This window comes from Pedobacter sp. JY14-1 (assembly GCF_029269825.1).
Taxonomy (GTDB): domain Bacteria; phylum Bacteroidota; class Bacteroidia; order Sphingobacteriales; family Sphingobacteriaceae; genus Pedobacter.
This window is the reverse complement of record NZ_JARJHU010000002.1, coordinates 128,465-141,091: the sequence shown is the minus strand read 5'-3', so window position 1 is coordinate 141,091 and position 12,627 is coordinate 128,465. Positions and strand designations below refer to the sequence as shown.

10 protein-coding genes and 1 tRNA gene are annotated in these 12,627 nt (G+C 48.6%); 5 read left to right on the top strand and 6 right to left on the bottom strand.

What is annotated here, in order from left to right; all coding sequences use genetic code 11:
- Positions 1–25: 25 nt before the first annotated feature.
- A complete protein-coding gene (locus P2W84_RS05645) occupies positions 26–2,857 on the bottom strand; it encodes a sugar-binding domain-containing protein (protein WP_276089143.1) in 2,832 nt (943 codons plus the stop codon).
- 312 nt (positions 2,858–3,169) lie between these two features.
- Between P2W84_RS05645 and P2W84_RS05640 the strand changes: the two genes are divergently transcribed.
- Both P2W84_RS05640 and P2W84_RS05635 read left to right on the top strand, forming a co-directional pair.
- Positions 3,170–4,030, top strand: a complete 861-nt coding sequence (locus tag P2W84_RS05640; protein WP_276089142.1) for an RNA polymerase sigma factor RpoD/SigA — start codon at positions 3,170–3,172, stop codon at positions 4,028–4,030.
- Between the two features lie 127 nt (positions 4,031–4,157).
- On the top strand, positions 4,158–4,709 hold the full coding sequence (locus P2W84_RS05635; protein WP_276089141.1) for a fasciclin domain-containing protein: 552 nt from the start codon (positions 4,158–4,160) through the stop codon (positions 4,707–4,709).
- A gap of 69 nt (positions 4,710–4,778) precedes the next feature.
- Here the strand turns inward: P2W84_RS05635 and P2W84_RS05630 are convergent, their stop codons facing one another.
- Complete coding sequence (locus P2W84_RS05630; RefSeq protein WP_276089140.1) at positions 4,779–5,066, bottom strand: hypothetical protein; 288 nt, start codon at positions 5,064–5,066, stop codon at positions 4,779–4,781.
- A 10-nt stretch (positions 5,067–5,076) separates the two neighbouring features.
- Complete coding sequence (locus P2W84_RS05625; protein ID WP_276089139.1) at positions 5,077–5,676, bottom strand: sigma-70 family RNA polymerase sigma factor; 600 nt, start codon at positions 5,674–5,676, stop codon at positions 5,077–5,079.
- A 154-nt stretch (positions 5,677–5,830) separates the two neighbouring features.
- On the opposite strand from P2W84_RS05625, the gene P2W84_RS05620 reads away from it, so the two are divergent.
- Positions 5,831–6,547, top strand: coding sequence for a peroxiredoxin family protein (locus P2W84_RS05620; RefSeq protein WP_276089138.1), 717 nt, complete (start codon positions 5,831–5,833; stop codon positions 6,545–6,547).
- Positions 6,548–6,600: 53 nt separating this feature from the next.
- A tRNA-Arg gene (locus P2W84_RS05615) sits at positions 6,601–6,672 on the top strand.
- Between the two features lie 250 nt (positions 6,673–6,922).
- Here the strand turns inward: P2W84_RS05615 and P2W84_RS05610 are convergent.
- Genes P2W84_RS05610 through P2W84_RS05600 form a run of 3 tightly spaced genes read right to left on the bottom strand, consistent with a single transcriptional unit; the run spans position 6,923 to position 11,392 of the window.
- The gene (locus tag P2W84_RS05610) at positions 6,923–7,618 is read right to left on the bottom strand and encodes a type 1 glutamine amidotransferase (protein ID WP_276089137.1); all 696 of its coding nucleotides are present in this window, start codon (positions 7,616–7,618) and stop codon (positions 6,923–6,925) included.
- Complete coding sequence (locus P2W84_RS05605) at positions 7,615–9,405, bottom strand: right-handed parallel beta-helix repeat-containing protein (protein WP_276089136.1); 1,791 nt, start codon at positions 9,403–9,405, stop codon at positions 7,615–7,617. The genes P2W84_RS05610 and P2W84_RS05605 overlap by 4 nt, the downstream gene beginning before the upstream one ends.
- Before the next feature lie 31 nt (positions 9,406–9,436).
- Entirely contained in the window at positions 9,437–11,392 is a 1,956-nt protein-coding gene (locus P2W84_RS05600; protein ID WP_276089135.1) for a sensor histidine kinase, read from the bottom strand.
- Positions 11,393–11,523: 131 nt separating this feature from the next.
- Here P2W84_RS05600 and P2W84_RS05595 point away from each other — a divergent pair, with 131 nt between their 5' ends.
- A complete protein-coding gene (locus P2W84_RS05595; protein ID WP_276089134.1) occupies positions 11,524–12,555 on the top strand; it encodes a basic secretory protein-like protein in 1,032 nt (343 codons plus the stop codon).
- Positions 12,556–12,627: the final 72 nt, after the last annotated feature.

The window sequence follows — 12,627 nt, the reverse complement described above, 5'->3', positions numbered from 1 at the left end:
GACTGCCCTTCGGCCAGGATAAATCTTATTTGAGGTTGGCCAATTTGGCAACCAGTTGTTCGTTGGTTTGCTTAAACTCCTGATTGGAAGGTTCCTTTTCAACCAGCGATTTTGACCAGGCCAACGCCTTCTCTACTTCAGCTTTGGTTTCACTGTGCTCCAGTACAAACTTGGCATTCGTATGCATGGTTTGTACATCGTTCTTGTCCTCAAATTTCTCCGTGAAGTTCACGATCGCTGATGCAAAAGCTTTCCAATCCTTGCCGTAGTAGAAAAACAACTTTGCACGCGTCACGTTACGATCAGCGGTCACCGCATCATATTTCGCAGTTACCGTCTTGGTCAGTGCAGCCCAGTCAGGTGTAGTATCCGCCTCACGTGCCTTGTTGACCACCGGGTCGATCAGCTCGGCCTTCACTTTTTCATCGGTTGCTTTTACATCCTGAACAGGCGTTGCGGCCGCAGTAGCAGGTTTAGCCACTGGCGGAGTCGCAACGTTGCCAACCTTATGCTCCTTAATTGCATTCTGGAAAAGTTCTTTTTCATTAGCGGGGATGTACGAGGAGTATTTAGCCAGGTAGCTTTCCGCAGCGCCTACAAAATCTGTCCAGTTTTGCTGGTTCATGGTGTGGATGGTTTTTGCACGAAGCAACATCTCTTCACCGGGTGCGCCATATGGCTTTACTTTCTCTGCTACCTCGTTCCAGTTTGGCCTCGCATCTGGCGTCGGCACAAAAGATTGGATCACATCGGCAAAGATGATGTTCATGGCATTTACATAAGCTGCGCGGTCGCCCTTTGCTTTTTCCATCATCACCGCAAAGCCCTTGTCTGAAACCTTCTTGGTCATTCCCATAATGAAGGCAACATCCTCTGCAGCATAAGGCTCCTTCAGCGAAGCAATGTATTCACCGCCAAACCTTGCCTTCCCTGCCAGGTCATTGGTCTGTCCGGCCATCATCGTCAGACGCTTCAGAAACGCTGCATCCTTTTTGCCGTTCACATACTCCTGGATCGCGTTTGCATACACCTGTGCAGGTTCCGTAAGATCTGCATCGGTCGCAGTCACGTCTGCCGGTACATTCGCATTCACATCAGGGTTCAGCGAAGCATGGATCTTACGCAGCTCGGCAAAAGGAATCTTGACCACTTCCCTGTCGTAAGTCATGATGCCGTTCTGCTCCCCTTCCACGTCAAATGGCTGCGTGTAGATGGATCCGCTCATTCCTTCCGCCTCGAAAAACTTCAGGTGCTGGTTCATGATGCTGTATTTTGCTTTAAAGGCAGCCGGTTTTTCGTTGATGTATCCCCAGGCAGCAGAAGTATTCCACTGGTGGTCGGGGATAAACACACCGATACCACCAAACTCACCGCAGACCTGCGCCTTGCCCGGCTGCTTCAGCGAATTCATCGGATCGGGATAGGCATGTACGTCGGTCATGTCTGCGTTTACATAGGCATTCGGTGATGGTGAACGCAGTTGCTCGTTTACATACAGCAACTCGCCCGAGTGCCCGTTCAGGATCCTCGACGGATCTGTCTCCTTGATCCATTTGCTCAGACGTGCCTGGTCGTACTGGCCCCACTTCTCGTTAAACAGCACCCAGGTGACGATAGAAGGCACGTTGTGCAGTTGCGTCAGGATTTCTTTGCTTTCCTTTTCAAACTCCTCTTTTGCGCCCTCAGGCAATCCCTGGTTAGGGTTCACCATATCCTGCCACACCAGCATACCCAGTTTGTCGGCATGGTAATACCACCTTGCAGGCTCCACTTTGATGTGCTTGCGGATGGTGTTGAAGCCCATCGCCTTGATCGCCTTGATGTCAAAAGCCAGGGCTTCGTCGGTCGGCGCAGTATACAGCCCGTCCGGCCAGAAGCCCTGGTCTAGTGTTCCAAGGTTGAAGTAGGGCTTATTGTTCAGCATGATGCGGTCTACACCTTTCGCGTCCTTAGCCACACTGATCTTGCGCATGCCGAAATAGGATTTCACCTTGTCGTTGCCAAGGCTTACTGAAAAGTCATATAAATAGGGATTGCCCGGCGACCAGAGTTTGGCAGCCTTTACCGGCACCGGGATGTTCGCATTGGTCTTACCTTTCACCGTTTTTCCGTCTACCACCAGTGACACTGCTGCGTTGCTGGCCGATTGCACCGTTATGTTCACCACAGATTCATCGATATCCGGAGTGATCACCAGGCCTGAAATATAGCTTTGTGGAACCGTTTCCATCCAAACCGTTTGCCAGATGCCCGAAGTCGGCGTATAGTAAATATTGGCAGGGTTGCTCACCTGCTTGCCGTGCGGACCGTAACCCTGATCGGTAGGGTCGTAAACCTTCACCACCACCTCATTCTCACCAGCCTTTAAAGCCGGGGTGATGTCGAAAGAGAAGCCGGTATAACCACCCTTATGGCTGCCCACCAGCGTACCGTTCACCCAAACCGTAGCTTCCCAGTCTACCGCACCGAAATGCAGTAAGGTTTTTTCGCCATTCTTCGGCGTCACAGAGATCTTCCTCCTGTACCACAGGTTCTCGGAAGGCTTCAGCATCTTCTTCACGCCAGACAAAGCGGACTCCACCGGGTAAGGCACCAGGATCTGTCCGCTGAAGTTTGCCGGTTTGGCCGCGTCTTTTCCGGTGATGGCGTAATCCCACATGCCGTTCAGGTTTGTCCAGTTTTCGCGCGCCAGTTGCGGCCTCGGGTATTCCTTCAGCGCGTTTTCAGGAGATACTTGTTTAGCCCACCTCGTTTGGATCTGTACAGGTTGCATTTTGTAACCACTTTGCGCTATGGCAAAGAACGGCCCCATCATGGCCAGTGCTACGAAAATGCTTCTTGCTGATTTTAAATTCATAGTTTATTTATGTTTAACATTGTTGCAATAAGTAGTCTGCAGTGAAATTCTAAATCACTGACCCGCGAAAATAATGGGCGGATTTTCAAAAAACTTGGACATTAATAAAGAAATAAAATATACCCGGCGACAGGTTTCGTTTTTGGTCTACAGTTCATGCCAGCCCGCGGATTGCAGCAGAAACTGCCCTGCCGGGCCTCCGCCGTTCAGCTGAAACTTTTTTCAGATTTTGTCTAATGTCCAAGTTTTTGAGTTTTCGCAGGATTAAATTTGGCGCAATTAACAGTTGTGTTGAAACTGAAATAATAATCGATGCGGGCAATCGTCATAGAACAGTCCATAACCAACAGGACTACAGTTTTAGAAAAATATCTCAATGATATTAATCATCTTCCATTACTCTCGGTTGACGACGAGATCAGACTGAGTGCGCTGATTAAGAAGGGTGATAAAAATGCGGTCGATAAACTTGTGCAGGGCAATCTCCGCTTTGTGGTCTCGGTCGCGAAAAGATATCAAAACCAGGGCATGTCGCTGGAAGACCTGATCTGTGAAGGTAATCTCGGACTCATCAAAGCCGCAGAACGTTTTGATGCGACCAGAGGGTTTAAATTTATTTCCTTTGCGGTATGGTGGATCAGGCAGGCCATTATGCACAGCCTGACTGAAAAACGCCGGATGATCAGACTCCCGGCAAATAAGGTCAACGAATTAAGCCGCGTACACTCGGTCACCGCCCAGTTGGAACAGCAATTAGAGCGTGCCCCGACAGTTGAAGAACTGGCCGAAATGCTCGATTTACCTGCTGAAAAAATCAGAGAAGCCAGGTATGAGATGGCTCACACGGTTTCCATCGACAAAGAATCCGGAGAAGATAATGAGTTCACACTGAAGGACATCCTGGCTGACAGCAATGCGCCCGAAGCGGACCTGGAGATGATGAATGAGTCCATGAGCACCAACGCTAGGCGGCTGCTGGTTTATCTCAGGCCGCGTGAGCGCAAGGTGCTGGAATTGCATTTTGGGCTCTCTGGCCTTTCCCCGATGGGGCTGGAAGAGATCGCCACTTACTTAAACATGAGTAAAGAAGGCGTGCGTCAGATCAAATGCAGGGCTTTGGAAAGATTGCGGGAGAAGCTTGACGGTAAGGCGTTTGATTACCTGCTCAGGTAACTGATCCTGCCCCGGTGTCTGGATGGATTCCACTTCAACAGAATTGGAAAGCTATTCTTTTTTTGTTTAAGTAAATCCGGGTTGACGGCTTTTTGCGTAAATGTCTGCAAATTCAGAAACACTAACTATGAAAAGAATTATTTTATCAGTTGTTGCAATAGTTGCAATGACTTGTGCAGGAAAGGTTTACGCACAAAAAAACCCAATGGTGGGTGGTGCAGCGATGTACGCGACTAAGGACATCGTGGACAATGCGGTAAATTCCAAGGACCATACTACACTGGTAGCCGCTGTTAAAGCTGCCGGACTTGTGGAGACCCTGAAAGGAAAAGGGCCTTTTACGGTATTTGCGCCGACCAATGCTGCCTTTGACAAATTGCCTGCAGGAACGGTCAATTCTTTACTGAAACCGGAAAACAAGGCAACGCTGACCAAGGTGCTGACCTATCATGTCGTAGCCGGGAAAATGGACGCTCAGACCATCGCAAAAGCCATTAAGGCCGGAGGTGGCAAAGCAGAGCTGACTACCGTGGAAGGTGGCAAGCTTTGGGCCTGGATGGACGGCAAGAAACTGGTACTGAAGGATGAGAAGGGCGGAATGAGCACAGTAACCATCGCTGATGTAATGCAGAAAAACGGTGTCATCCACGTGGTAGACACGGTCTTGATGCCCAAATAAGCTAATACCTATATTAAACCCTGTATCTACCTAAAGAAAACGAAAAACCGCCCGGAATCCGGGCGGTTTTTAATTTTTATCCAGGCTGTCGTCAATACGGCGTTGAAGCGCTTCTTTAAACTTACTGTCCAGCTTCTGGCCTGCTGCTGAAGAATTAAGAATTTTTCTGGCCATCTGGTTGATCACTGTACTCTGCTGCATAAAGGTTACGCATATTGCACAGCCTGCCAGGTGGATCTTCAGTTCCAGCTGTTCCTTTAAGGTGATTTTGGCAAGCTGCTGCTTTTCGATCAAAAACGTGGCTTTCTTACAGTTATAGGCAATTTTTCTGAGCTGCTGTTTATCCATTTCTTCCATCCCTTTCCATTTAAATCCAGTTTTTCTGCAGGCAGGACCTGAGGTTTACTTTTGCCCGGTGAATGATTACCCAAAAATTCGATGAGCTGACTTTGAGTTCCCGGCAGATGTTTTCGGTTGTTTCCTCATCTATATGTTTCATGGTGAATACCGATAGCCACAGTGCCGGCAGTTTTTTCATGCAGGCCTGCAGGATACGCTCGAATTCTTTGTTCTCGAGGGCATCCGGCTGCTCAATGCCTAACCGCGCCGGTCTGTGCTGATCATTCCAATGACCATTGTGCCGATCAAAAAAATCCGTATCCGCATCCTGCGTCTCCGTAATCCTGATACTTCTGGTGAAACCGGATGACTTTGCCCGGTATACATCGATGATCTTATTCTTCAGGATTGCTGTCAACCAGGTTTTTTCACTACTTCTTGCTTCAAATTTATCCTTGTGTTCTAAAGCGGCCAGAAAGGTTTCCTGCACCAAATCCCTGGCAAGCTCTTCATCATTTACCCGCATCAGGGTATAGCCATAAAGGTAATCTGCGTACCTGGTTACCCAGCTGTGGGGCTCCAGCCTGTTTTGTTCGATCATTTCTTCTCCTGTCGGGCTCAGTTGCATTAATGAATTTAATGATTTTTCCGGCTTGGTCGGTGAAGTGCCAGCTTCCTTACAGTTTTTTTAAAAAAATTACATAGCGGAAACCTGCCCTGAAAAAAAGTTAAACTTCTTTGTAAGGAAATTCGGGAGTTGGCGACAAAGGGAATAAAAAGCCATGCAAATCTCTAACAGACTACATTTATCACTAAAAAAGCTTGCTGCTGCTTTCTCAATCAGCGTAATCTGCCTGTCGGCATCCAGCGTTTCAGCCAATCTCACAAATGTAAATCCGCTGATCTACCAACCTTCCGGTATTCTTCAGGATACGGTAAAGATGATCTCAGGCGTGCCGTTAAAACCGGAGGATATCAGTCCGCTACTGCCCGGAGAACAGATTCCCTTACTGAGCCTGCAGAAATCTACCGGAAAGGCCTTTGATCTAAACCGTGCTGTTGCCCTGACACCGACCATCCTTGTATTTTACCGCGGGGGCTGGTGCCCGTACTGTAATAAACAGCTTTCAGGATTACAGGAAATTGAACCTGAACTGACCAAACTCGGCTACCAGATCATCGCCATCTCTACAGATAGCCCGGAAAACCTGACTAAAACAATGACTAAGGATAAGTTATCTTACACACTTTTGTCGGATGCCGACCTGAAGGCAGCGAAAAAATTTGGTATCGCCTTCAAGGGCCCAAAAAGCTACGATGGGTTTCTGCCCGCTGCCTCCGGAGGTCTGAATGTGGATAAGCTGCTTCCGGTACCCTCGGTTTTTATACTCGACAAGAAAGGCAAGATCCTTTTCGAATACATCAATCCTGATATTACCCAAAGACTGAGTGCGCCTTTACTCAAAGCTGCAGCGGAAGCGTTGCGCAGTGAAATGTAAGATAATGACGATACGTTTGGGTTATACCCGTAAAGTATTATCTTTGCGCAACTGTTTCCGTAGTTCAATGGATAGAATGTCAGATTCCGGTTCTGATGATGGGGGTTCGAATCCCTTCGGGAACACAAGCTGCCCCTGATGAAAATCAGAGGCAGTTTTTGTTTATGTCGTTTTTTCAATTTGAAACCCTATGGTGTTTCTATTTTAAAACGAAAGTCTTGCCATCTAACCTAGAATTCAAGCGGTTATTCAAAAATAGAAAACCAGCATTAATTAAGTAATCCAGCTTTTTTTGATGCAGGGCCTGCATTACAACACAATACCCCGGCAACCTAACAGAAATTCCTTATCCGAATAGCGGTTGCTCATTACAAACTATCCTAAAAAATGTTCCAGCACACCGGCCATTAACCGGTTCACTTCGGGTACATATTTTCTGCCTTCCAGGATCTCCAGCTCCGACTGGATATACTGTGCCTCTACAACCTCATGACCGCAATGTGCAAGCATCGGCTGCAGGCTGGCTTCGGTCACTTCCAGGTGAAACTGCAGCCCGAGCACATGGCCATTATAAAGAAAGGCCTGCCGGGTATTTGCTGCAGACCGGAGCAGCTCGCAGCCACCGCCGGGAATATCGAACTGGTCTCCATGCCAGTGGAACACGACAGGATGGTCTTCAAACAATCGCGAAAACCAGGGCAACTGGTCGGTATCACCGGTTTTCTGTACCGGGAACCATCCGATCTCCTTATGCGCAGCCTGGTTTACCTTCGCACCGGCACACAGGGCGGCAAGTTGTGCGCCCAGGCAGATACCCAGTATCTTTTTGCCTGCCAGCATACAATCTTTGATGAATACTTTTTCCTGGTGGAGCCATGGAAACTCGTGTTCTGCATAAACGTCCATCGGGCCGCCCATAATGATCAGCGCATCTATCGTATTGACCTCAGGAAGAATGGCCCCCGGTTCAAAGAACAACGTATAAGTCAGGATATGGCCATTGGCGGCCGCCCAGTCAACGATATAACCTGGCCCTTCAAAAGGGACATGCTGTAAAATGTGTATGTTCATCGGTTGTTTTCCTCCTTTACCGCTGTGCAGTTTTCATATTGACTGAATGCTTCCGGTCTGCTTCCGTCGGCCACTTGTAAGCTGTTGTTGCTGAACGTAATCCCCCGTACACTTCTGGCCACCAGCGCTTTTCCACCGTCGAGCACAAAGTGGTTTCCCGTAACCCGGATGTTCTCATGTACCGGTCCCTCGTACTGTTTATTTTCAGGGTGGATATAGATGACCGGTCCGCCACAGCGTATAAACTGATTGTTGCGGATGGTCATATCCTTAACCAGTCCCGATTCGTACCAGCCTTGTGCATCATCTTCCACCAGCACGGCCTGTGAAGCGGTCCTTAAAAAGCTGTTGTCAGCGATCACTACTTTACGTCTTGTAGTAGCCAGTATTCCCCTGGTCGGAATGCTGGTGATGGTCGTATGGTGGATCCATAAACGCGGTGTCCAGGTCACATTCTCTACAGCGTCATCCGCCTTCAGGTTTTCAGTTACGGCAGATTTCAGGGTTAGCAACACTTCCCTGTCGTTCAGCATTTCTGAACTGGTCACTACATTTTCGCCAAAGGCCAGCAGACTGCTGCCGCGGATCAGGGCAATGCTGTCCCCGGGTGCGTAAGGATTAAAACCATAGGTCTGATCATGCATAAAACGCAGTTTCAGCTGATTAGGTGCGGGCTGCCCCATGATCCTCAGGTGCACTCCATGTACATTGACGGCATCGTCATTTGCAGCAGAAAGATAACTGTTACGGATCTCGATCTGGCCCCTGCAACCCGCAAAATGCAGGATGTCGGCCCAGGCCGCACAGGTCGTGCCCTTCTTTTCATCCGGCTTGACCACAACACCGTCCATGGTGATGTTCTCGCAATACTGGCTGACGATACCCATTCCGTGCATAAAGTAGATGCGGATGTTTTTCAGCAGGATGTCTTTGCTCCGCTGCATGAAAATACCCGTGCAGTCACGGGTCACATCCCTTGTCTGATAGATATACCCTTGCTTAAAGCCTGGATTGGAAGGAAAATAGGCCCGTATTTTCCTTGTGCCGTCCTCAGTCTGGCCTGCCTCAGCAAACCTGACTTTGTCCATTGACAGACTGGTACGGGTCAGGTAACCATCGGCCGGGTTAAATTCCTGCCAGTACCAGCCGTTCTTGTGCTGCCAGCCCTCTCCCTTCCAGATTACAACACTGTCTGCGATGCTGTAGCCGGAATGACGATTGATCAGCAGTTCTGCCTGGTTGGCCTGAAGACTGGCCACTTTAAACTCCGAGACTGTAGGGGTATGGTAGTCATATCTGATCCCCTGCAAGGTAATATTTGCGCTATAGTCGATACAGGTCTCTATCATCTTGCCATGCATGACCAACCTGGCATTTTCAGCCTTAATCAGGACGTGTTTTGATTGATGGATATACAGCGCAATAGCCTTCAGGCCATGAGGTACATCGTTGGTATTGGTGATGTGTAACCTGGTTTTATAGGCATGGGTGCCGTAAAAATCATAGCGTCCGGGAGCAAAGTCAACCACCACCGGTTTTTCGGCGGTCCCGCTTGCCCGCAGCATCAGGCTGTGGTCAAAACGGCCCGGCGCAACTATACGCAACCGGTCACCTGCCCTGAACATGATTCCACCCGCGGGCGCGAAGGTCTTCCAGGGTTTCGCCCGTTGGGTTCCGGTGTTCCGGTCATTGCCTTTTGCCGGGTCTATATAATAGTCCTTCGCCGAGATACGGGAGACGGATATGACCAAGAAGCCAAGCAAAAGGATAATATAACTGGTCTTCATCAACTGAACATTGTATTTAAAGTATATATTGTCATGAACCTCCGGCTATTTTTGCCAAAGGCAGTGTAAAAAAGAACCTGACACGACCGTTCTCAAAACTGAAGCCCAGTTCACTTTGATTACCGGCCAGGTAATCGCGGCAAAGCTGGAGCCCGAGTCCCACACCGCCTTCATTATCCGTTCCTGAAGTTACCTTCCCTATCCGGTTGCCGGAACTCAGGACATGTCCGAAGCTGGTATCGGCGCTTACCGTATTTTCAATACCGATCTCTGCGATACCGGATTTGAGTTTCATCTCTATCAAAATATTGCCGCCCCTGGGTGTGAACTTGATCGCATTATCGATCAGGTTGCGTATGACCAGATTGATCTCATCTTTGTCCGCATATACCCGCAGCATCGCCGCGATATTATAGCTCAGGCTGATGTTCTTCTTTTGGGCCAGGGGCAGGTAAGCAGGCATCAGTTCGTCGATCACTTCTTTCAGGTTAAAGTTTACGGGTTCCGAAACCTGGCCTTCCATACGCTGTCTGGCCCAGTGCAACAGGTTGTTCAGGGTATTGTTGATCTTTCCGATATTGTCCTTGTTCTGTTCCAGCAAGGCACTCAGTTCCTCACCGTCCAGTGCGTCCATTCTGTTCAGTTCCAGAATGCTCATTAAACTGTTGAGCGGGCTGCGCAGGTCATGCGCGATAATAGAGAACAGTTGGTTCAGCTGACGGGTACGCTCAGTTACCTTCTGCTCCAGCACGAGGTTTTGTGACTGGATGAGCTGCAGGTTTTCTTCGCGCGCGCGTTGTTCAGACTGGATAATGATCTTATACCGGTCGCCCAGGGCGAAGGACAGCATCAGGAGCTCCGCGGTGGAGGCAACAGGGACCAGTTGCATGGTAAATTCATTGGTCGCTATGATCCCGGCCAGGCTCGCAGTCACAATGGCGACACTTACCCAGATGAAAGACCAGGCCACGACATAGTACTTGGCCGGGCGATGGCCCCGGCGATAGGCAATGACCCCCGATATCCAGGCGGTCAGCGAGACCGATATGGTCAGTACCTGGGCAATGGACGTGGAAATGCTCTTAAAACCCAGCAGGCTGGTGAAAAACAAGACCACCCCGCACATGCCGAGTGCATAATACAGCTTCAGCATAGAAGGTACTGTCTTGTCCAGGCTCAGAAAGCGCCTGCAAAAGGCCAGTGAGGTAACTACCGAAAGACTGAGGAACAGGTGCGGATGCTTGCTCATGTATATCCTGATGTCATCGCCAAAAAGAAAGCCGTAACCACGTATATAGACCAAGAGGTAAAGCGACAGGGTAAGGACGTAGAGCGTATAATAAAGATAGGTCTTGTCTTTCAGGCTGGTATACAGGAAAAGGTTGAACAGGAGCAAAGCGACAAGTACACCCATATAAGCATATTCGATCCTGGTTTTGTAGGGTTTGTGGTTCAGGATCGTATCTGCCGAGGCCAGTTTGACGGGCACCAGCATAATATTGTTGGTCTTCAGCCGCATATAAACCGTAGCCAGCTGGCCTTCCGGTAAAACAGGCAGGTCAAAAACATACCTGTTCTCTACTTGTACACCTTCCGTATTCCTGACTAGACTGCCCGACTGCACCCGCTTGAAGCCACCATCCGGCATTGGAAAATAGCCATCGATGGTTTCGATGTTGGGTGCATCCAGTACCACATATAGCGGCTGCTTACCTTGATAACGGAACCGGAACCTGATCCATATGGCAGATTTAGAATTGCCGAAGTTGAGTATTTCCTGCCTTCCTGGCTGGTATCGTTTTGCAAAAGCCGGTGAACTGGCCTGTTCGAAATCAAGTACTGCACTTTTGTCTTCATAATAATGGATATACTTGCCGATATTGCTGTAGTCTGCAGGAGAAATCTGGCCATAGGCCCTGGTCAGGTAAGCTGATGTAAAGAAAAGCAAGAAAAGAAACAAAAAATCCTGGCGGCGACAGCGAAACATAAACTTATATAAGTGGTTCCTGCAAAGTTCCCATCTGTTTTCCAATCTTCCAAAGCATAAAGCATTCTTGTATTAGGTATGTTACAAGCAAAATGGGGAATATGCAATAAATTTGCTGTAAAACCAGGAATATGTTCAGAAAGTTTTCTTTTTCGGTACTGCTGCTGTTATCCGGCGTATCGGCTTTTAGTCAAAATGACAAACCTTCAGCTAACGGCCGCGACGGCAACCAGCGTACGGGCAGACGCGGTCCGCGAAATTATGAAGTCAATATTGTCAACAGCTCGGCTGCTCCTCTGGATTCGGCGACAAAAAAGGAGCTGAATGAGGTATTTTTCAAAGTTTATCCGGCTTTTGCACAAGCGGATGGCTACCGTACGGTCAGACAGGCCAAACTGGAGATCTCAGACAATTATGAAGGCTCGATCAGCGCCAAAGCGGGAGAGATCATCATCAGCAGCAAATGGCTGAAGGACAATCGTAAAAGACTGGAAAAAGAGATGATGTACCAGTTCTCCAAGAACTGGTTGTCTGCAGACACCGTAAAGAAAAAGGGATATCAGCTGGTATTTATCAGTAAAGACCCCGGCCTGGATCCGCAGCTGAAGCAAAACCTGATCGATACTTATTTTAAAGTTTACCCCAAACTGGTAAAGACATTCAATAAGAAATCTACTAAAGAGGTGCTGTTCGTGATCGATACGGCCTACGGCGGGGTTGCTGAAGCGAGCGGTAACCGTATCCTGTTCAGTGCCAAATACATGAAGGCCCACAATACGGATATTGATGTGGTAACCCATGAAACGATGCATATCGTGCAGGGCTATGGCTACGGGTCGGGGCCGGTATGGCTTACCGAGGGCATTGCCGACTGGGTAAGATACCGGTATGGTGTAGACAACATCGGCTCTAAATGGGCATTACCCGAGTTCAATGAAAAACAGAGTTATAAAAACAGTTACCGCATTACGGCACGTTTTTTCGAATGGCTGGAACAGAACGTAAAGCCAGGACTAATCGCCGCACTGGATGATCAGCTGAGACAACATACTTATACAGAACAGTCCTGGGCTAAATTCACCGGAAAAACCGTAGATGAGCTGTGGGCAGATTATGCAAAATCTCCGGATGTAAAGCTGGCGTATAGCGGCAGTGCCAAATAGTAATAGAATTGTTATTTATTTCTTTAGGGGCATGATTTTTCTTGAATAAATATTCTCTTTGCGGAGCCTGTT